Origin of the sequence: Nitratireductor indicus C115, assembly GCF_000300515.1 — a bacterium.
Taxonomy (GTDB): Bacteria; Pseudomonadota; Alphaproteobacteria; order Rhizobiales; family Rhizobiaceae; genus Nitratireductor; species Nitratireductor indicus.
The window spans coordinates 1-20,230 of sequence record NZ_AMSI01000012.1 but is presented as its reverse complement, the minus strand read 5'-3'; the positions used below and the strand labels follow the sequence as shown (position 1 = coordinate 20,230).

Annotated in this window: 24 protein-coding genes; 21 read left to right on the top strand and 3 right to left on the bottom strand. The window is 64.5% G+C overall.

Annotated elements, in window-relative coordinates; genetic code table 11:
- Positions 1-13 precede the first annotated feature (13 nt).
- From NA8A_RS16655 to NA8A_RS16630, 7 genes are all read left to right on the top strand, one after another.
- Complete coding sequence (locus NA8A_RS16655; RefSeq protein WP_009451526.1) at positions 14-355, top strand: hypothetical protein; 342 nt, start codon at positions 14-16, stop codon at positions 353-355.
- A 104-nt stretch (positions 356-459) separates the two neighbouring features.
- Positions 460-2,616 (top strand): ParB/RepB/Spo0J family partition protein, encoded by a 2,157-nt coding sequence (locus NA8A_RS16650; RefSeq protein WP_009451525.1) that lies wholly within the window; start codon positions 460-462, stop codon positions 2,614-2,616.
- An 83-nt stretch (positions 2,617-2,699) separates the two neighbouring features.
- Positions 2,700-3,005, top strand: coding sequence for a hypothetical protein (locus NA8A_RS16645; RefSeq protein WP_009451524.1), 306 nt, complete (start codon positions 2,700-2,702; stop codon positions 3,003-3,005).
- Between the two features lie 382 nt (positions 3,006-3,387).
- Entirely contained in the window at positions 3,388-3,552 is a 165-nt protein-coding gene (locus NA8A_RS25135) for a hypothetical protein (protein ID WP_009451523.1), read from the top strand.
- 201 nt (positions 3,553-3,753) lie between these two features.
- The gene (locus NA8A_RS16640; protein WP_009451522.1) at positions 3,754-4,311 is read left to right on the top strand and encodes a hypothetical protein; all 558 of its coding nucleotides are present in this window, start codon (positions 3,754-3,756) and stop codon (positions 4,309-4,311) included.
- A 63-nt stretch (positions 4,312-4,374) separates the two neighbouring features.
- The gene (locus tag NA8A_RS16635; RefSeq protein ID WP_009451521.1) at positions 4,375-4,791 is read left to right on the top strand and encodes a hypothetical protein; all 417 of its coding nucleotides are present in this window, start codon (positions 4,375-4,377) and stop codon (positions 4,789-4,791) included.
- Entirely contained in the window at positions 4,784-5,428 is a 645-nt protein-coding gene (locus tag NA8A_RS16630) for a hypothetical protein (RefSeq protein WP_009451520.1), read from the top strand. The genes NA8A_RS16635 and NA8A_RS16630 overlap by 8 nt, the downstream gene beginning before the upstream one ends.
- A 6-nt stretch (positions 5,429-5,434) precedes the next feature.
- Here NA8A_RS16630 and NA8A_RS16625 read toward each other — a convergent pair whose 3' ends face one another.
- Together NA8A_RS16625 and NA8A_RS16620 are read right to left on the bottom strand one after the other, a co-directional pair.
- Positions 5,435-5,824: a type II toxin-antitoxin system VapC family toxin gene (locus tag NA8A_RS16625; RefSeq protein WP_009451519.1), complete on the bottom strand. Its 390-nt coding sequence runs from the start codon at positions 5,822-5,824 to the stop codon at positions 5,435-5,437.
- Positions 5,811-6,086, bottom strand: coding sequence for an AbrB/MazE/SpoVT family DNA-binding domain-containing protein (locus NA8A_RS16620; RefSeq protein ID WP_009451518.1), 276 nt, complete (start codon positions 6,084-6,086; stop codon positions 5,811-5,813). The genes NA8A_RS16625 and NA8A_RS16620 overlap by 14 nt, the downstream gene beginning before the upstream one ends.
- A 187-nt stretch (positions 6,087-6,273) precedes the next feature.
- On the opposite strand from NA8A_RS16620, the gene NA8A_RS16615 reads away from it, so the two are divergent.
- The 5 genes from NA8A_RS16615 to NA8A_RS16595 all read left to right on the top strand — a co-directional run bounded on the left by NA8A_RS16615 (position 6,274) and on the right by NA8A_RS16595 (position 14,607).
- Positions 6,274-10,620, top strand: coding sequence for a strawberry notch family protein (locus NA8A_RS16615; protein ID WP_009451517.1), 4,347 nt, complete (start codon positions 6,274-6,276; stop codon positions 10,618-10,620).
- Positions 10,620-11,666, top strand: coding sequence for a DUF7146 domain-containing protein (locus NA8A_RS16610; protein WP_009451516.1), 1,047 nt, complete (start codon positions 10,620-10,622; stop codon positions 11,664-11,666). Before NA8A_RS16615 ends, NA8A_RS16610 begins: the two co-directional genes overlap by 1 nt.
- 326 nt (positions 11,667-11,992) lie before the next feature.
- Positions 11,993-12,925 carry a DUF2493 domain-containing protein gene (locus NA8A_RS16605; RefSeq protein ID WP_009451515.1) on the top strand — a complete coding sequence of 311 codons (933 nt, stop codon included), beginning with the start codon at positions 11,993-11,995 and terminating at the stop codon, positions 12,923-12,925.
- 162 nt (positions 12,926-13,087) lie between these two features.
- Positions 13,088-13,504 carry a hypothetical protein gene (locus tag NA8A_RS16600; protein WP_009451514.1) on the top strand — a complete coding sequence of 139 codons (417 nt, stop codon included), beginning with the start codon at positions 13,088-13,090 and terminating at the stop codon, positions 13,502-13,504.
- Positions 13,505-14,202: 698 nt separating this feature from the next.
- Positions 14,203-14,607, top strand: coding sequence for a single-stranded DNA-binding protein (locus tag NA8A_RS16595; RefSeq protein ID WP_009451513.1), 405 nt, complete (start codon positions 14,203-14,205; stop codon positions 14,605-14,607).
- A 72-nt stretch (positions 14,608-14,679) separates the two neighbouring features.
- Here NA8A_RS16595 and NA8A_RS16590 read toward each other — a convergent pair whose 3' ends face one another.
- Complete coding sequence (locus NA8A_RS16590) at positions 14,680-15,183, bottom strand: hypothetical protein (RefSeq protein WP_122519264.1); 504 nt, start codon at positions 15,181-15,183, stop codon at positions 14,680-14,682.
- A 278-nt stretch (positions 15,184-15,461) separates the two neighbouring features.
- Between NA8A_RS16590 and NA8A_RS16585 the strand changes: the two genes are divergently transcribed.
- From NA8A_RS16585 to NA8A_RS16545, 9 genes are all read left to right on the top strand, one after another.
- Positions 15,462-15,707, top strand: coding sequence for a helix-turn-helix domain-containing protein (locus tag NA8A_RS16585; RefSeq protein WP_009451511.1), 246 nt, complete (start codon positions 15,462-15,464; stop codon positions 15,705-15,707).
- A gap of 128 nt (positions 15,708-15,835) precedes the next feature.
- A complete protein-coding gene (locus tag NA8A_RS16580) occupies positions 15,836-16,099 on the top strand; it encodes a hypothetical protein (protein ID WP_009451510.1) in 264 nt (87 codons plus the stop codon).
- Between the two features lie 125 nt (positions 16,100-16,224).
- The gene (locus tag NA8A_RS25515) at positions 16,225-16,470 is read left to right on the top strand and encodes a transcriptional regulator domain-containing protein (protein ID WP_009451509.1); all 246 of its coding nucleotides are present in this window, start codon (positions 16,225-16,227) and stop codon (positions 16,468-16,470) included.
- A 37-nt stretch (positions 16,471-16,507) separates the two neighbouring features.
- Positions 16,508-16,996 (top strand): DUF2285 domain-containing protein, encoded by a 489-nt coding sequence (locus NA8A_RS16570; RefSeq protein ID WP_009451508.1) that lies wholly within the window; start codon positions 16,508-16,510, stop codon positions 16,994-16,996.
- Between the two features lie 133 nt (positions 16,997-17,129).
- A complete protein-coding gene (locus NA8A_RS16565) occupies positions 17,130-17,411 on the top strand; it encodes a helix-turn-helix transcriptional regulator (RefSeq protein WP_009451507.1) in 282 nt (93 codons plus the stop codon).
- A 12-nt stretch (positions 17,412-17,423) separates the two neighbouring features.
- A complete protein-coding gene (locus tag NA8A_RS16560; RefSeq protein WP_009451506.1) occupies positions 17,424-18,602 on the top strand; it encodes a replication initiator protein A in 1,179 nt (392 codons plus the stop codon).
- Positions 18,599-19,252: a ParA family partition ATPase gene (gene parA, locus NA8A_RS16555; protein ID WP_009451505.1), complete on the top strand. Its 654-nt coding sequence runs from the start codon at positions 18,599-18,601 to the stop codon at positions 19,250-19,252. The genes NA8A_RS16560 and parA overlap by 4 nt, the downstream gene beginning before the upstream one ends.
- The gene (locus tag NA8A_RS16550) at positions 19,249-20,007 is read left to right on the top strand and encodes a DNA-methyltransferase (RefSeq protein ID WP_009451504.1); all 759 of its coding nucleotides are present in this window, start codon (positions 19,249-19,251) and stop codon (positions 20,005-20,007) included. The genes parA and NA8A_RS16550 overlap by 4 nt, the downstream gene beginning before the upstream one ends.
- A partial coding sequence (locus NA8A_RS16545; RefSeq protein ID WP_009451503.1) for a hypothetical protein occupies positions 20,004-20,230 on the top strand: 227 nt, incomplete at its 3' end. The genes NA8A_RS16550 and NA8A_RS16545, both read left to right, overlap by 4 nt.

Below are 20,230 nucleotides of genomic sequence, written 5' to 3'. Positions count from 1 at the left end.
GGAGGACAGCGTGATGATGCCTCCTGATCGTCTGTGCTCACTGCTGGCGCGCATGGAAGACGCGCTTGCAGTTGCGCGGCGCAATCTCGCGCTTGCCGAACGCGCACTGAGCAATCGCGCCGAAGGCGAGACCATTCGTTTGCGCCCGAAATCCCGGCACTACCACCGGCGCATGAGCCGCTGGACAGGCGCCGACGAAGCAGAATATCAACGGGTGCTCGATCGCCTCATGGCGGTCGCGGGGCCGGATCTTGACCGGCTCCGGCGCAAGATCGACCGGCAGGAGGCGGCGATCCTCACGCTGCGCCGGAAATACCGGGTGAATGCGGAGCGACCGCAGCGCTTCGACTGGTAGCGTCGTGCGCGCGGCTTGGTCGAGAGTGAGAGAGGGGTTGGGGATTTCGTGACGGGTTGGAAGGTCGAGAGAGGGTCTCGGCCGCCCGTCACGGAGAAACCACCATGGCCAAAGCTGCCAGGAAGTCGAAGAAGCCCGCGACCGCGATGATCGTCTTCTCGCGCTCGCGTGACATTCCCTTCAATCGCATCCGCCTCTCGGACAGCAATGTCCGCGAAACCGACGTCGAGGCCGGTCTCGACGATCTCACCCACGACATCGACCGTCGCGAGGACATCGTGCAGGGCATCAATGTCCGCGCCATCCTCGACGCCGACGGCAACGAGACCGGCGATTTCGAGACCCCGGCCGGCGGTCGGCGCTTCCGGGCGATCGCGCGTCTGGTCGAGGCCGGACGCTTTCCCGCCGATGGCCTCGTTCCCTGCCTCGTCAAGAAGGCCGACGCCAAGACCTCGGCCGTCGACGACTCGCTCGCGGAAAACATGCTCCGGCTCGGCCTGCATCCGCTCGACCAGTTCCGGGCGTTCAAGCGCATGTTCGACGACGGCATGACGAAGGAGGAGATCGCCGACGCCTATCGCACCACACCGCGCTACATCACGCAGCGTATGCGCCTGGCTTCGGTCTCGCCGGCTCTTCTGGAAGTCTATGCGCGCAACGGCATGCCACTGGCGATGCTGGAGGCATTCACCGTCAATCCCGACCATGCCCGCCAGGAACAGGTCTGGGAGGCTGTCCAGCGCTCCTACAATGTCCAGCCTTGGCAGGTCCGCCAGCTCCTGACCGAGACCACCGTTCCAACCGATGACAAGCGCGTGCGCTTCGTCGGCGTGGACGCCTATGAGCAGGCCGGCGGCGCGATGCTGCGCGACCTCTTCTCCGAGGACGATGGCGGCTGGCTCGAAGACGTTGCGCTTCTCGACCGCCTGGTTTCGGAGAAGTTGAAGGCCATTGCCGATGACGTGGCGGCCGAAGGCTGGAAGTGGATCGCTGTCGATACCAACCATCCCTACGGTTACGACAACGGCCTTCGCGAGATCACCGGCAGCTTCGCCGATCTCACCGACGAGGAGCGCGCCGCGCGCGAGGCATTGCGCAACGAGTACGACGATCTTGAATCGGAATATTCCGAGCATGACGAACTGCCCGACGAGATCGATCGGCGCCTCGGCGAGATCGAGGCCGCTCTGGAAGGCTTCGAGAAGCGCCCCATCATCTATGATCCTGCCGAGATCGCCCGCGCCGGTGTCTTCATCAGCATCGACCGCGACGGCGAGCCTGTCATCGAGCGTGGCTATGTCCGGCCCGAGGACGAGCCGGTGGCCGATGCCGGGGACGGCGAGAACGAAAACGCTGCCGCCGCCGGAAATGACGGTGAGGTGCAGCGCGCCGTCGTCACGATCGGCGGCCAGCCGGTCGAAACCGAAGACGACGATGACGACGATGGCGTGAAGCCGCTGCCCGAGCGGCTCGTCATCAAGCTGACCGCCCATCGCACCGTCGCGCTTCAGGAAGCGCTCGCCAATAATCCGCACGTCGCGATGACGGCGCTACTGCACCGTATGGTGATGGAGCGCTATTATTTCTCCGCGCCGACCGGGTGCCTGGAGGTCTCCGTGCGCCAGCGTTACTTCCCTTCGCAGGGCGCGGATCTCAGCGACAGCCCTTCAGCCAAGGCCATTGGTGAGCGGTTCGACGCATGGAAGACTGACCTGCCTTCCGACGAAGCGGCGCTCTGGGACTGGATCGCCGCGCTTGACGAGGCGAGCCGCATGGCGCTGCTTGCCCATTGCGTCAGCTACGGCGTCAATGCGCTCTACGAGCGCCCGAACCCATATAGCGGTTCCGGTATCTCGCAGCATGGCCTTGATCGCCGCCTTGCCGGAGCCGACCGGATCGCCCGCGCCACCGGCATGGACATGGTGCTCGATGCGGGATGGCGGCCCACGGTCGAGAACTATCTCGGTCGTGTGACCAAGACCCAGATCCTCGCGGCGGTGCGCGAGGGCGCAGGCGAACGGGCGGCCCAGCTCATCGACCATCTGAAGAAGGGCGACATGGCCAAGGAAGCCGAGCGCCTGTTGGCCGATACCGGCTGGCTGCCCGAACCGCTTCGCCTGGTCGATCTCGATGGTGATGCGGCCGCCGACACCGATGGCGAGGTCGAGGCTTTGCCCGACTTCCTCGCCGGCGACGGTGACGACGAGGAAGCAGCGGCTGAAGAAGAGGAAGACCGGCTGCACCTCGTCGCTGCGGAATGACCGCATACGGGGCGGCGCAGGCCGCCCGTACCGTTTTTCAACTCGCCCGGCCATCGCGCCGGGCATTTTTTATGGAGGTCGTCATGGCTGACCATATCGACATCGACTTCATCTTTCAGGCCGACCGCGAAAATCCCCCGGCCGAGCGGTCGCTGCCCTGGGAGGAGACGCGCGACGGTATCACTGTTGTCGTCGAGCCCAAGCCGCATTGGGCTGAGGACTTGCGGGCCTTCCGCCTCAATGCCCGCGAATATTGCTACTATGCCGACTGGAGCCGGTACGGTGCGCGCGCCCGGTTCTATGGCCATATCGATACCTGTGGCGATGACCTGTTGCTGAAGGCCCGCGCCCTGATCGTCCGCGAGATCGCCGAGGGGCATTGGAGCTGACCATATCCCCAGTCGCGTGTCAGTTTCACCAGCATCCGCCGTTCTTGCCATACCGTGTGGAGCTGGATTCCGACCCCGGCCTGGAACACGTCGATCCGGTGAGACCGGCATGGGGGAAAGGCTGGCGGGGCGCGGCACCTACGACGGGATTTCGGCATCCTGTCAGAGGCAGAACACCACCCCCGCTTCCATTCGCTGACCTTGGTCTGAGCCGTTTCCTTGTCAATCAACCCACGAGGGGGGTCGGCTTACGCGAGCGTGCCGCCCTCGCGGATTCGGACGAGCCGAACGCGCGAGGGTGATTGCAGACCCGGTCAGACACTTCGGGCGCCTGTCGCGCGGGGGATGGTCCCCCGCCCCCCAAAGACAGGAGCCGGAACCCATGTCCTATGCAGATGCCACCGCCTTCGCCGCCAGCCTCGCCACCACGCTGATGGTCCCGATTGTCGTGTTCCAGGCCGGAGATGGAACCCACGGCGCCATGCCCGCCAACGAATTCGACGGCGACGACGAGATGGTGGAACTGGAACTCGACCCATGGAGCTGAGGCGCGAAAGCGCCTCATTCCCGCCGGCCCGGAACGCGCAAGATGCATCCGGGTCTTCCGCCATGCGACGGTCGGCCCATCGCCAGAAACAGCGCCGGAAGCGGACGCCTTCGGCAGATGAGAGGAAGAGGTCGGGCCTTTGGCCGTGACGGGTTGGATGCTGAGAGAAAGGCTCTCGGCGCCCGTCGCGGAGCGATCCAGATGACCCATACCAGCCAATCCACCTTCGCCCCGATCGGGCGGATTCTTGCAGATCGGGTGCTGCCCGAATGTCAGCGGGCGCAGAAGTTGCCATTGCGCATTTCCTGCCTTGGCGCCGTCAGCTATGCCGGAGCCACGGATGCCGATTATCGCGACCGCAGCGTCTTGCTCGGCGAGGCTGCATCGCCGGAAGGCGCCATCGCTCTTGCCGGGCTCTGCGTTTCGCGCGGTGATATCGGCCGTGGCGACGACACCGGGTTGTGCTTCGAGCCGCGCCTTATTGTCATTCAGGACCGCGCGCTCGGCCTGGTCCTCGCCGGTGAAATCCGTGCCGGGATCATTCTCTGGGAGCAGCCGGTTGCCAGCGACAGCGAGGCCTGCCGCATCGTCATCGACGCCAGCCGGCAGCGCGGCCTGGCATTCGCTGCCTCCGGGCGGGGCGATCATGCGTCGGCCAGCGCCCTGCGGTTCCGGGCGGCACTGCTGGAAGCCCGGCTGGTCGATCCGCTTTGGCGCGAGACCGCCGCCGAGCTGCTCCATCTGCCGCAAGCAGCCTGATCCCTTTTTCTTTCTTCAATCAGCCCGGCCTTGCGCCGGGCTTTGCCGTTTCAGGAGCCTGTCATGGCCGACTACTTCACCCATTTCTCCTGTCTGCTCGATGTCGGCACGCCGGATAATGCCGCTCATGCCCTCGATCTCTACAACACCCTGTCCGACGCGAACGCCGACGAAGAACCGCCTTCGGACAGCTTCCTCCTCTCGATCCAGCCCGAACATGGCGGTACACAGCTCTGGATGCGCGATGACGTCACCGGAGATCCCGAGCACGTCGTCCAATTCGTCAAACGCTGCGCCGCAGTATTCGGCCTGACCGGCCGCTGGGGGTTTCAATACGCCAACACCTGCTCGAAGCCGCGCGTCGACGGCTTCGGCGGTGGTGCACATGTTCTTGATCTGGCCACCGGGGAAACCGTCGCCTGGACCTATACCGACGGCTGGCTCGCCGAGGTGCTGTATGGAGGTGATCCCGATGCCTGAGATCATCGAAACCACGGTCTATCGGCTCGATGAACTTTCCGATGCCGCAAAGGACAAAGCCCGTGCCTGGTATCGTGAGGGCGGCTTCGACTACGACTGGTATGATGCGGTCTATGAAGATTTCCAGCGCATCGCGGACATTCTCGGCATCTGCTTTAAGACCAGTGCCGTGCGGCTTATGGGCGGCGGATCGCGGCAGGAGCCGCGCATCTGGTTTCGGGGCTTCTGGTCGCAAGGTGATGGAGCCTGCTGGGAGGGGTTCTACTCCTACCGGAAAAACGCCTCCGCCGAGATCCGATCCTATGCGCCGCAGGACGTAAAGCTGCATGAGATCGCCGATGCGTTGCTGGCGATCCAGCGCTGCAATTTCTACCAGCTTCGCGCCGAGGCCAGCCATCGTGGGCATTATTATCACGAATACTGCATGTCGATCTCGGTCGAGCGCGATAGTCCGACATATCAGGACATGACCGTCGATGCCGAGGAGGTCGTCATCGAGGCGCTGCGCGATCTGGCGCGCTGGCTTTATCGTCAGCTGGAGCGTGAATACGAATACCTGACTTCGGACGAGGCGGTGGACGAGTCGATCGTTGCCAACGAATACACCTTCACGGCGGCGGGCCGCCGTTTCGGTTGATCGCGGTCAGGGTTCGCGAATGCCCGCATATCCGGCGGCCTTCGCCGCCTTGACCAGCTTGCGGTCGAAGCTCGCGAAACCCTCGCAATGCGCCGCGCGGCCGAGATGCAGCGCATCCGCGAAATCCATTCCCGTCTCGGCAAGGCCGAGGGCGGCGGCGACGATTGCACCGTCCTCGACCGTCACGGTCGGCAGGCCGGCGAAAACCCGTAGCGCGTGGGCGATTTCTGCCGGGCGATATTCATAGGTGCTGCGCAGCACCCATTCGGTTTCGAGGATCACCGTGACGCCGGCAAAGACCGGCTGCCTGTCGATCAGGTCGCGGGCGCGCGGCGATTGTTTCGGATGGTCACCGGTCAGGTAGCGGACGACCAGATTGGTATCAATCGCGAGCATGGCGGCGCTTTGCCTCGGCCAGCACGCCGGCATCCATCTCCTCAAGCGTCTTTGGCTTGCCCTTCCAGGCCAGCACGCCGAACACGTCTTCCGGTCGCGTCTCGGCGAAGGCTGGGACTGGCTTCAGCAGCACGCCCTCCGGCGTCTCCTCGACCACGAGCCGCGTTCCTGCCCCCCATTCCCGCCGCTGGCGGATGGCGCTGGGAAGGATGACCTGTCCCTTGGTGGAGACGGTGGTGGTGAGCTTATCCGCGTTGGCCATCGGCCCTAACCTTTTATGGCGTAAGACAAACGTAAGATAACCGCTTGCGCGCCATCATTCAAGCAGTGACCGACGGCGGCCGTGCTTCCGGGTAGAGGGAGAGGAAGGCCGGGACGGGTTCGAGCCTGTGCGATCGAGAGAGCGCTGCGCGGGCTCGATCCTGTCCTGCTCTCCCGAGGTTTTTCCCATGAACATGATTTCCGTATCCGCAGCGGCATCCGCGACAGTGCCGGTTCCGCTTGCCTCCGACGCTGACATCCCTGCCTCCGTCTTCGCCGCAGCACAGATCCTTCTTCCTCATCTCGAACGTGGTCAGCGCATCGACGCAGCCACATTGCGCGGCGCAATGGAGATTGCCTTTGGCGCATCCGATGCCACTGGCGCCTGGAACTGGAAGACAGCCTATGACGCCTGTGAGGCGGCAACCGTTCTTTTCCTGCGCAAATACGGCAAGGCGCTTTTCCGTAAATCCGCCTCTCCGGCAACGGTGCTGCCACAGTTCGCCAAGATTGCCGGTCTCCTGCCGACGCATACGTGCCGCTCTGAAGAGGCGCAGTCCTTCCAGCAATTCTCGACCCCGATTCCGCTCGGCCTGGCGGCCGTGACGGCGGCGGCGATCACGCCGGCAGACTGTGTGCTGGAACCGTCGGCAGGGACCGGGCTCCTCGCCATCCTGGCCGAGATCACAGGCGGCTCACTCGTTCTCAATGAACTCGCCCAGACTCGCACCGGTCTCCTGTCTCTCCTCTTCCCGGCCCTGTCCATCTCCCGCTTCGATGCCGCCCAGATCGACGATCATCTCGAAGCCAGCCTTCTGCCGTCCGTCGTGCTGATGAACCCGCCGTTCTCGGTCATGGCCAATGTCGAGAGCCGTGTGGCCGACGCCGCCTTCCGCCATATCGCCTCGGCGCTGGCGCGTCTTGCGCCCGGCGGCCGCCTCGTCGCGATTACAGGAGCGAACTTCGCACCCGACGCGCCGGCCTGGACCTCGGCCTATACGCGTCTGCAGGAGCGCGGCCGCGTCGTCTTCTCCACCGCGATTGACGGCTCGGTCTATGCCAAGCACGGCACGACCTATCCGACACGACTCACCGTCATCGATAAGCTCCCAGCTGACGATCCTGCCGCATTCCCTGCCGCGCCCGGCGTCGCGCCCGATGTCGCCACGCTGCTCGGATGGCTCGCCGAGCATCTGCCCACCCGGCTCCCCGTCGATCCGGCCGTCGCCGTGCCCCCGGCTGCGCCAGCCGCCGCCCGCAGCGTGCGGGGCTATCTCACCCGCGCCGCCAAGGCCGCTCCCGCCCCAGCGATGGCCGAACCGGAAGGCGCGCCCCTCGACTACGAGACCGTCGATTGGTCGCCCGCGGAGGGCGGCCGCATCTCCGACGCTATCTATGAAGAATACGGATTGCAGGCGATCCGTATTCGCGGCTCTCAGGCGCATCCCACCATGCTGGTGCAGTCGGCGGCGATGGCCTCCGTAGCGCCGCCGAAGCCGGCCTATCGCCCGCATCTTCCGGGCGCGATCCATGCCCTCCTGTCGGATGCGCAGTTGGAGACCGTAATCTACGCCGGCGAGGCCCATGCCGATTATCTCGCCGGTTCGTGGACGGTGGACGAGACCTTCGATCTCGTCTCCGCCGCACGCGAAGATGCGAAGAATGCCGTGCGTTTCCGGCGTGGCTTCTTCATCGGCGATGGCACCGGCGTCGGCAAGGGCAGGCAATCGGCCGCGATCATTCTCGACAACTGGCTCCAGGGCCGCCGCAAGGCGATCTGGATCTCCAAGTCCGACAAGCTCCTGGAGGACGCCCAACGCGACTGGTCGGCGCTCGGGATGGAGCGTCTGCTGGTCACGCCGCTGTCGCGATTCCCGCAGGGCAAGCCGGTCACGCTGCCGGAAGGCGTCCTATTTACAACCTATGCCACGCTACGTTCCGACGACCGTGGAGAAAGGGTTTCCAGGGTCAAGCAGATCGTCCAATGGTTGGGCTCCGACTTCGATGGAGTGATCATTTTCGACGAGGCGCACGCGATGCAGAACGCCGCCGGCGGCAAAGGTGAACGAGGGGACGTCGCTGCGTCCCAACAGGGCCGCGCCGGCCTGCGCCTTCAGCACGCCTTGCCGAATGCCCGAGTCGTCTATGTCTCGGCAACCGGCGCCACGACCGTCCATAACCTCGCCTATGCGCAGCGGCTCGGCCTGTGGGGCGGCGAGGATTTTCCGTTTTCCACGCGGGCCGAGTTCGTGGAGGCGATCGAGGCCGGCGGTGTTGCGGCGATGGAGGTTCTGGCCCGCGACCTTCGCGCGCTCGGTCTTTATACCGCCCGCTCGCTCTCCTTCGACGGCGTGGAATACGAGCTGGTCGAGCACTCGCTGACGCCCGAGCAGACCCGCATCTACGACGCCTATGCCGGCGCATTCGCCGTCATCCATAATAATCTCGATGCAGCGATGGAGGCGGCCAACATCACCGGCAGTGCCGGCACTCTGAACAAGCAGGCGAAATCCGCCGCCCGTTCCGCGTTCGAATCGGCCAAGCAGCGGTTCTTCGGCCATCTGCTCACCAGCATGAAGACCCCGACGCTGATCCGGTCCATCGACGCCGATCTGGAGGCAGGCCATGCCGCCGTGATCCAGATCGTCTCGACCGGCGAGGCGCTGATGGAGCGCCGCCTGGCCGACCTGCCGACCGAGGAATGGAACGACGTACGCATGGACATTACTCCGCGTGAGTACGTCCTGTCGTATCTGGAAACCAGCTTCCCGGTGCAGCTCTACGAGCCCTTCACCGACTCAGAGGGTAATCTGTCCTCGCGTCCGGTGTTCCGCGACGGCCAACCCGTCGAAAGTCGTGAGGCGGTTGCACGCCGCACCGCACTGATCGAAAAGCTGGCCAGCCTGCCGCCGGTTCCGGGCGCGCTCGACCAGATCGTCCAGTATTTCGGGTGCGATCTCGTCGCGGAGGTGACTGGCCGCTCGCGCCGCATCATCCGCAAGCCGGGCACCGGTGACATCGGCGACCGGCTCGTGGTCGAGAACCGCGCAGCAGCAGCCAATCTCGCCGAGACGCAGGCGTTCATGGACGACCAGAAACGCATCCTGATCTTCTCGGATGCAGGCGGAACCGGCCGCAGTTACCACGCGGAGCTATCGGCGCGGAATACGCGGCTGCGCGTGCATTACCTGCTCGAGCCGGGCTGGAAGGCCGACGCCGCCATCCAGGGCCTCGGTCGCACGCATCGCACGAACCAGGCGCAGCCGCCGCTCTTCCGGCCCATCGCGACCGACGTCAAGGCCGAGAAGCGTTTTCTCTCCACCATCGCCCGACGTCTCGATACACTCGGCGCGATCACGCGCGGTCAGCGCCAGACTGGCGGACAGGGCCTCTTCCGACCCGAGGACAATCTGGAGAGCCATTATGCCCGCGACGCGCTGCGCCAGCTCTATCTCCTTCTGGTCCGCGGCAAGGTCGAAGGCTGCTCGCTCGACCGCTTCGAATCCGCCACCGGCCTGAAGCTGATGGATTCGACCGGCATCAAGGACGATCTGCCGCCGATCACCACCTTTCTCAACCGGCTGCTGGCGCTGACCATCGAGCTTCAAGGCATCCTGTTTGCCGCCTTCGAACAGTTGCTGAACGCCAGGATCGAGGGCGCGATCGCCAGCGGCAGCTACGATGTCGGGCTGGAGACGCTGACGGCGGAACGCTTCATCGTCACCGATCGCCAGACCATCTATACCCATCCGGGCACCGGCGCGGAAACCCGGTTGCTGACGATCACGCAGCGCGAACGCAATCGTCCGGTTACGCTGGACGATGCGCTTAGCTATCTCGACGACCGCCAAGCGAAGCTCCTCATCAACGAGCGTTCGGGCCGCGCCGCCGTCCAGATCCCGACCACCAGTATCATGCTGGACGATGGCGAGATCGAGCGGCGCGTACGGCTGATCCGGCCGATGGACAGCCACAACATCCCAGTCAGGATGATGGGTGAGACCCATTGGGTTGAAGCCGACGAGCACTCCTTCTCAGCAGCCTGGAATGCAGAAATCGCGGAGGTGCCGGAATTCTCCGACAGCACGATCCATATCGTCACCGGCTTGCTGCTGCCGATCTGGAAACGGCTTCCGCACGAATCCTCGCGCGTCTATCGCCTCCAGACCGACGAAGGCGAGCGCATCATCGGTCGCAAGGTCTCGCCGGCCTGGGCGGCCAACGCGGTAACGACCGGCGCCAGTTCGCTGACGCCGGATGCCGCCTTCACCGCACTGATGGATGGCCGCACCGTCCTCGATCTTGCCGAGGGGTTGCAGCTTCGCCGCTCCCGCGTCATGGGCGTCAGCCGCATCGAACTGTCTGGTTTCACCGACACAATGCGCGAACGCCTCACGGCCTACGGGCTGTTTCATGAGATCATCTCGTGGAAGCTGCGCATGTTCGTGCCGGTCGATGCCAATGGCCCTGTGGTTCTCGGCAAACTGCTCGACCGCTGGCCAGTGCAGCGCATCGGTGAACGGGAGGCAGCGTAATGGCCCGTCATGATGCTTCCGAACTGGCAAGCCGTCTCGGTCGCAATGCCGAGGCGGTCTGCCGCCACTACCTGTCGTCCGGCCGCCGCGCCGGACGATACTGGGTCGTCGGCGACGTTCAGAACAGCCCCGGCCGTTCGATGTTCGTGCGCCTGACCGGGCCGGAATCCGGCAAGGGCGCTGCGGGCAAATGGACCGATTCCGCGACCGGAGAGCATGGCGATCTTCTCGACGTCATCCGCGAGACGCTCGGCCTGACCGACTTCAAGGACGTCGCCGAGGAAGCGCGCCGCTTCCTTTCGCTCCCACATCCCGAACCTGAAAAGGCGAGAACGCCGACGGGCAGGACGTCAAGCAGAGCGTCGTCGGGATCACCTGAAGCGGCGCGGCGGCTCTTTGCCATGTCACAGCCGATCGGCGGCACACTCGCAGAAGCGTATTTCCGCAATCGCGGCATTACGGCTTTGCACGGAACCGCCAGCCTGCGCTTTCATCCCCGGTGCTATTACAGACCTGATGATCATGCGCCCCGGCAGATGCTGCCCGCGATTGTTGCCGCCGTGACCGATCTGGCGGGGCGGCAGACCGGAGCGCACCGCACCTGGCTCGCCCCCGACGGCGCAGCGAAAGCGGATGTCGAAACCCCGCGGCGGGCGATGGGCGACCTTCTCTGGCACGGCGTCCGCTTCGGGGTGACCGGTGAGGTGCTCGTCGCCGGCGAAGGGATCGAGACCGTGCTGTCGCCCCGTCAGGTTCTGCCCCATATGCCGATGATGGCGGCACTCTCGGCCGCACATCTCGCCGCCATCCTGTTCCCGCCAGCGCTGCGCAGGCTCTATGTCCTCAGAGATCGCGATCCGGCCGGGGACAACGCGCGAGACAGCCTGATTGCCAGAGCCGCGAGTGCCGGGATCGAGGTCGTGGCATTGTCGCCGGTGCGCGGGGACTTCAACGAGGATCTCCGCGAATCCGGCGCCGATGCCTTGCGGGTGGCGCTCGCCGGTCAGCTTCATCCTGATGACAGAGCGCGTTTTCTGGAGGCGTGAGGGGATCGGCGAAAAAGGAGGCGTGTTGCGCTCCGCCTCCACCTTTCGTCCCCAGGGATTACCTTGCGCTGCCTGTCGGAGAGGCCACGCCCACGGCCTTCTCAAAGGGCGATCGGCCCACAAACGATCCGGGCAGGCAATGGCCGGGTTCGGGCTATTTTCCGCCGGCGGCTGCGCCACCTTTGCATCGCGACAGACAAAATAGCCCGCACCCGGTCATCGAGCCCTCGCGGGAGCGCGAGGATGCCAGCCCGGCCCGCCCGTGGGCTTTCGACGCCTGCGAAGGCCGCGATGGGCGCGGCTCCAGACGAAGGAAGCTCCCGATGATGCACGAAGACGACGATACGGGTTTCGGGCTGGTTCACACCTCTTCCCCCACCGATCATGTCCTCACCGAACTCCAGCTTTACGGCTGGCGTCCGTTTCAGGATGAAGCGGACCCGAGGCCGCTTCCCGAAGGCAACGCCGTCGCCGGCGCCGTCGCGGATATCTTCGACGCCCTGATCGCCACGCTCGGCGATACCCGCCTCGAACCCGACCTTGACGAATTGCTCTGGTCGACCGTCAATGTCTTCCATCGCGCCACCGGCCGGGTAGAGCGCAACCTGGATGATAACGAGCTGGCGCAGCGCCGTCTTCAGCGGGAACAGGACGGCAGCGAGGTGAAGTCCGTCGAGCTGGAACGCCTGACGGCAGAAGGGCAGACATTCATCGAACGGCGCAACAGCATGGAACTCTTCCGCGACATCGCCGCCGAACAGTTCGAGCGCCACACCGGCACCGCCTGGCGCCCTCGCACCGGCTCAATGGTCAACTATCGCAATCTCACCGCCGCGATGATCGACAGCCGCGACTTCCTGGCCGCGAAGCGCCGGGCCGAGACCGAGGTGATGCTGCCCCCCGGTCCCAAGGTCGCCCTGACCGGCGGTCTCGACTACAATGACCACAACCTCATCTGGGCGAAGCTCGATCAGGTTCGCGCAAAGCACGCCGACATGGTGCTGCTGCATGGCGGTTCGCCCAAGGGCGCCGAATTGATCGCCGCGAAATGGGCGGACAATCGCAAGGTGCCGCAGGTCGCCTTCAAGCCTGACTGGACGAAGCATGGCAAGTCCGCGCCCTTCAAGCGCAACGACGCGCTGCTCGACGTCCTGCCCGTCGGCGTTCTCGTTTTTCCGGGGTCGGGTATTCAGGAAAACCTTGGCGACAAGGCCCGCAAGCTCGGCATCCCCGTCATGAAGTTCGACGGCGGCGCGTAAGCGCCGCCACCTGGCGGCTGTTCCAGTCGCCGATACTTGACTACTGGAGAGGTCAATGGCTCTTATGGACCATCCTTGCAGAACCGGAACAGTAGCATAGTCGCAGGCGGAGCGTATCCACAGGCAGCCTGCCGTGACCCTCAACCGTTTCTGGAGGTTTCCATGACGCTGATCCTGCTTGCTATCTCGCTGACGATCATGCTTTGCATCATTGCCTACAATCTCGCGATCTACGCGCTGCCCGTCATGGTTGCGATCTCGGCCGCGCAGTATGCGTGGGCCGGCGGCGCCGGAATATTCATGAGCGGCTTTGCGGGCGCAGGAGCCGCTTTGCTGTCGATTGCGCTGGTGATCGGCATTCTCGGCTTCGCGAAGAGCCCGACCTTGCGCGTGATTGCGCTCGCGATGTTCGCGATCCCTGCCGCCATCGCCGGATATGCCCTCATGCATGGCGTCACGAAGAACGCAATCGACTCGACGGTAGTACTCAATCTGCTCGGCGGAGCAGGCGGCCTGTTCATCGGTATCGCCGCTATGGTCAATCTGAACGCGCTTGGTGTCTCTGTCTTCTCTCGTTGATTCGGCAACTGCGGGCCATCATTCCCACGATGAAAGCCGGTGGCCTGTGCCGCCGGGTTCTGTCTTTCCTGCCAAAAATTGGCATGTGACGTCAGTTCTGCCGTTATGCCGTCGCTTCCGGCCTGCTTCATCCCGACCGTGGAGGCTCGGACACGGAATGCCTCTCGCGCCCGTAACGGTCATTGTCTGGTTGCCGGTCCAAATAGCGATGAATGCGGCCCACGATTACCTTCATCACCTTTCCCAGCTCCGCCTGACCGGTCGTCCGCAAATTAAGCGAATACGGTGAGGTTCCATATCTGGTAGCCCGATAAGCTTGTCCGGTTTCTTCCCCGCCAACCTCCAGTAGGACAGATGCATGTGGCTTAAAGAGGAGAACGGCAGGCGCCGCCTATCCGTGCGTTATGAGCGGACCCGACGGTTTGTTGTTGACGGCAAGGATGGTTCTGCTGTGCGCCTCGGTTCGTACCCGTCTCAGCGGCGCCATCCCTCCGACTGACTGATCCCCTAAGTCCGTGCGGTTTCCGGCCGCAACCCACGCGGCTCCGGACCGTGTTGCCGCGCAAGCGCGACTGCCCGCTCCACTCCGGGCCTTATGGGCGAGCTGCCAGCGAGCAGGCAGTTGCAGGCGTCTCCCGCCGGCCTTGGCCGGGTCTCGTCGGAGGGATGGTCCCTCCGAGAAGCAACGGAGACTTACAATGCAGAACATCGTCATTCTCGCCGGCAACATCGGTCAGGACCCTGAAACCCGTACCACTCAGGGAGGCACCAGCATCACCCACTTCACCCTGGCCACTTCACGTCCCCGCTACTCGGACGGCAAGGTTGTCCGCGACGAGAACGGCTACCGGGTTCAGGATACTGAATGGCACCGGATCACCTGCTTCAACGGTCTCGGCAAGACGGTCCAGCAATACTGCGAGAAAGGCATGAAGGTTCTGGTTCGCGGGCGCATCCACTACACGAAGTGGACGGACCAGCAGGGCAACGACCGCTACGGGTGTGAGATCATCGCCGAGACGGTTGATTTCCTGAGCCGGGCGAAGCAGACTGAAAACAACGACGGTAGACAGTCCGACTACGACGACGAAATACCGTTCTAGCCGGAAGAGATGGAAACCCGGCGGCGTAAGCCGCCGGGCCTCCCTCATGTTTTTCCGCATATTTACTCAGGTCTACTCGCAGGAGATCGATATGATCTCGCGTGAATCATCGTCGTAGAAAACGTTCATCCGTTCACGACCGAGATTCGACGTTACCGCGCATATCGAGCACGTCATCCGCCATGTTGCGTCAGCCGGCCTTTCAGGGAGCGCATCAAGCTGTTTGCCGATAAAGCCCTGAAACTCCGAAGCTCGGCACCTGTCTCCAAAATAATATATCCGCGGACCATCCGCCGTCTCGGTGATCCAGACGCCGGGAAGGCGCGGATGATTGCGGATCGTCGAATTCTCCGGCGCCCAATAGGTGAAAGGCGGCAACGGATCGGCTTCCACAATCACCTTCGGTTCAGATTGCTGAGCCGGCGTCGTGGTTGTCCCCTGGGACAAGGCGACTCCCGACGCCGCAACCATGGTCATAAAGAAGATAGCGGACAGAGCGGCGACAAACTGCAATTGAGATACTCTCGCACTATTGTTGGGGATTCCCAGCGTCCAGTTTTGATCGTCAAACGACAAGCTATCCCGTGAAGGCGGCAACAAGACGGCTGGATAGGCGAGTTGTGGTGGACGGCAATCATCACGGGACCAACGTCGATGAACTGGCCCCCTTCGCCTCGTAAGGAGTGATGCCGGGCCACCATCGGCGCGGCGCTCGGCAAGCCGAATCACTCGGGGGTCTCTTACGCTTGCATGATTGCCTCAGCGAGCGATTATGGCTCGATTCTTTTGTAAACTACGGCTATTATAGCCGTAGTTCTGGCGCGAGACTCAGTGCCGGTGGGAGGTGATCTTGTATGATCACCGCCCATCAAACTCGGGCCGCGCGCGCATTGCTGGGTTGGACACAGGAGACGCTCGCAGACAGGGCCACCGTATCGCTGACCGCGCTCAAGCGCATGGAGTCGGTCAATGGGGAGCGCGTCTTCGAGAGTACTGCCGACAGGGTTCGCAGGGCGTTGGAAGCGGCAGGCATTGTCTTCATCAATTCCGACCGGCATATCGGAGTGATGCTGGATGTCCCGAACACTGTGCGTCGCTGACGCCATGTCCCCAAACCGGACGCGATGCCGCATGCGTGCGCGCTATGGTGAATCGTCGTTTACCAATCACGTCATTGTGATATTGTGCGCGCCATCGCACCAGACGTCGCAATTGGGGAAAGGACGCAATGGCGACGCTATCCTTTCGTGATGAAGCACCCAACGGCGATTTTCTCACCGATTACGACCGCATGCATGTGAAACTCTATTGTCGTCTGCTCGATGCCGAGGCGGACGGTGCTGACTGGCAGGAAGCCGTCGAAATCCTGTTCGGCATCGACCCCGACACCGAGCCCGAGCGCGCGCGCCGGATACACGATACGCACCTCGCCCGCGCCCACTGGATGACTGAACACGGCTACAAGATTCTGCGCCTCGGCCGCCTGAACTGAAGTTTCGTAGCCCATCGCATTGCTGACAAGGCAAGACGGTTTGCGGCCTGAGGCACTTCCGCGGCGCGCAACCCGGCCGGATCATCTTCCCGTTTGACCTGCGTTCGTAGCCTGGGAGGAATATCATGAGACCCGACACGTCGCGCTGGCGGATAGAGTCCGCTTATCGGTTCATGGACGAGGCAGGCGTCGATCATCTCGCCTGGGAGTGTCTACGGCGGAACGGCGACTATCAGCAAGACTATCGTGACCTGCGGCGTGCAGACCGCCTTGGCAAGCCGCTCCCCGAAACGATGGAGAGCCGCTGGGGGTTGCGATTTCGCGGCCCGGCCACGTCTGACGGCAGGCGACCAACCGATCTTCTGGAGTGAGACTGCCGACACCGCTATTCTGCGGCTGGCGGGCAACTTGGCGCCTGCCCGGGAGGGAGCCGTCACCCTGCGCGCCTTCCTTGCCGGTGAGAAGAGGATCACGCCAGACGAACTCCATCTCCTCCTGCGCGAGATCGGTACTGGTCTGCACCTGGTCGCCGATCCCGCGATTCGGCCCGACGATCCGATATCGGTTGCTATCGCGCTTGACCGCGACGGTCTCGATCGCATTGCCGCGCTCGACCGCCTGCTGCGCCACCTGGCCGGCTACCGCGTTCCGCCCGATCAGCGCATGACCGCCCAACAGCGAAGGCGGCTCAAGGCGATGCTGCGCGCTGTCGACGCCCGCCAGCATCGCGCCAGCCAGCGCGAGATCGCACAGGTCCTGTTCGGCGTCGAGCGCATCGCCAAGGAGCACTGGCAATCCTCGCCACTCCGCGACACCGTACGCGATCTCATCCGTGACGGCACCGCCATGATCGCCGGCGGTTATCTCAAGCTTCTGCGTTTCCGCCGCCGCCTCTGACCCCGCCCCGGTCAGGGTGGGGTTATTCGATACCCCCTGAAATCCCCCACTCCCTGCGCCCCGCTTCTTCGCCACCGTGACCCCTGACCGCCGCTCCCCCCGAGCGGCATCCCCCAGAGCCACGGAGGCATCCATGTACCCCAATCCCGCTCTCCTGCCGCCGCGCTTTCTGCGCACGAGGGAAGCCGCAGACTTTCTCGGCCTCTCGCCCCGCACGCTGGAAAAGCACCGGACCTATGGCACCGGACCACTTTTCCGCAAGCTTGGCGGCCGCGTCGTCTATGCGATCGACGAACTCGAAGCCTGGGCCGAGCGTGGCACCGTCGCCTCGACCTCCGATCCGCGCGGCAGCGTGCTGCCCGCCCTGCCGGGCAACAGGCAGCACTATCCCGCGCCTAGTCGCTCGGCGCGTTGAGGGCTGTCAGGCATGTCCCGACGCCTTCCTATCTCGGAGCGCGCGCGCCTCGACCCTTTCGTCATCGCGACGGGCGACGCCAGCCCGCGCGACCAGCGCGACCTCATGGAGCGCCCATTCTTCTCGCTGTCTAAGTCGCGCCGCACCGTGCCGATCCTCTACGAAGCCGGCGCCGTGCGCGTCGAGGTCTTTGCCGTCCCCGAGCATGGCATGGCTACGATCTGGGACGCGGATATCCTCATCTGGGCGGCGGGTCAGATCGTCGAGGCCGAGAACCTCCGCCTTGCGACCTCCCGCTTCCTGCGCTTCACGCCCTACCACCTCCTGACGGCTATCGGCCGCGAAACCGGCGCCAGCGACTACAAGCTGCTCAAGGCCGCGCTGACGCGGCTGCAATCGACCTCGATCCGCACGACGATTCGCAATGGCGAGCATTGGCGGCGGCATCAATTCTCCTGGGTCAACGAATGGGAGGAACTCACCCGCCTCGACGGCCGGGTCGAGGGCATGGAGTTGGTCCTGCCCGATTGGTTCTATCGGGGCGTCGTCGACCGCTCGCTCGTCCTTGCAATCGACCCGGCCTATTTCCGGCTGAAGGGCGGGATCGAACGCTGGCTCTATCGCGTCGCCCGCAAGCATGCCGGCCGCCAGCGGCATGGCTGGGTTTTCGACCTCCACCACCTTCATGAGAAATCCGGTAGCCTCGCGCGCGTCTCCGATTTTGCGCTCCAGATCCGCCGCATCGCCATGCGCCAGCCGCTGCCCGGCTATCACCTGGGCATCGAGCGCGACGGTCGCCGTGAAATATTGCGCATCCTGCCCGCGCCGTCATCGGCCGGGCCTGTGGATAGTGCTGTGGATGCAATCGGGAGATCACACGCACGACCCTTCGGGAGATCACACGCAAGTCCTTCGGGAGATCACACGCAAAGGCGCCAGCTAACGCTTTGGCCCGACACGACGATTCCCGGCCTTAACTTAGAGTCTAACAATAATACTAACTTTTATGAGCGCGCGCGCGATGTGGAAAACCTCATTCGCGACACGGCCCGAAGTCTCGGCATCGCCGGAAAGAAGGGCACGCCGGCCGGGCCATCCGCTGCGAATCCGTCAACGGCGCCCGACGGCACCGGCTTCGCTGAAACCGTCGCCCCACGGCTCCCCCTCGATCGGCTGGGAGAACGCCGATGATCGTCGCCTTCCTCAATCAGAAGGGTGGTGTCGGCAAGACGACGCTTGCACTCCATCTCGCCGGCGAGATGGCGTCACGCGGAAGCCGCGTCACCCTGATCGACGCCGACCCGCAAGGATCGGCTCTCGACTGGTCGCAGCAACGCGCGCGCGAGGGCCTGCCTCGCCTGTTCGGCGTCGTCGGCCTGGCGCGCGACACGCTGCATCGCGAAGCGCCGGAAATCGCCGGCGGCGTCGATCATGTCGTCATAGACGGCCCGCCGCGTGTTGCCGGCCTGATGCGCTCGGCGCTGCTCGCCGCCGACCTCGTGCTGATCCCGGTGCAGCCGTCTCCGCTCGACGGATGGGCTTCGGCCGAGATGCTGGCGCTTCTGGCGGAAGCGCGCATCTACCAGCCGCAGCTCGCCGCCCGCTTCGTCCTCAATCGCTGCGGCGCGCGCACCGTCATCGCACGCGAGACGGCCGAGACGCTGGCTGACCACGATCCTCCGGTGCTCGCCACCACCATCGGCCAGCGCGTCGTCTTCGCCAACGCCGCGCAGACCGGACGGCTCACATCCGACATCGACCGCCATTCGCCGGCAACGCGCGAGATCGCGGCGCTGGCCACCGAGATCGCGCGCCTCGGCGTCGGGAGGACCGCGCCATGATTGTGCTCCCCGAAATCATACTGTCCGGCGACTGCCGGGACCGCATGCCATCGCACGGTCCGTTCGACATGATCCTCGCCGATCCCCCTTACGGCGACACGTCGCTCGCATGGGACCGGCGGGTCGAGGGCTGGCTAGTGCTCGCACGCGCGGCGCTTGCGCCAACCGGCTCGATGTGGGTCTTCGGCTCGCTGCGCAGCTTCATGGCGAGCGCCGGCCGTTTCGCAGACGCTGGCTTGCGGCTCGCCCAGGAGATCGTCTGGGAGAAGCAGGACGGGAGCAGCTTTCATGCCGACCGCTTCAAGCGCGTGCATGAGCTGGCCGTCCAGTTCTATCCGGCCGAGACGCCCTGGGGCGAGATATACAACGATCCGCAGACCACGCCCGACGCGACCGCCCGCACGGTGCGGCGCAAGCAGCGTCCACCCCATACCGGCAAGATCGATCCCGGCTACTATGTCAGCCATGACGGTGGCCCACGCCTGATGCGCTCGGTCATCTACGTGCGCAACTGCCACGGTCGCGCCATCCATCCGACCGAGAAGCCTTCCGCCCTCCTCGAAATCCTCATCCGCACGAGCTGCCCGCCCGGTGGTCTTGTCGGCGATTGGTTCGCGGGATCCGGTGCGGCCGGCGAAGCCTGCCGGCTCTCCGGCCGTCGCTACATCGGCTGCGAGATCGACCCGACGATGGCCGACCGCGCCCGTGACCGCATCGCTGCCGTCTTGCCATTCCATGACGGAGGCCCGTCATGACGTCCGGCACGGACAAGCGCGGCTTCGCCACGCGCCCGGCCGATCCCGATAACTGGATCAAGATCGGCGACGCAGCGTCGCCACGCAGGGATGCCGCCGACGTCTATTCGGCGCGGCTGACCGTGGACATCACGCCGGCGTTGCGCGGCCGCATCAAGATCGCGGCCTTCCAGCGCGGCGTCACCGTCGCCGACATGCTCCGCGACCTGTTCGCGCGGGAGTT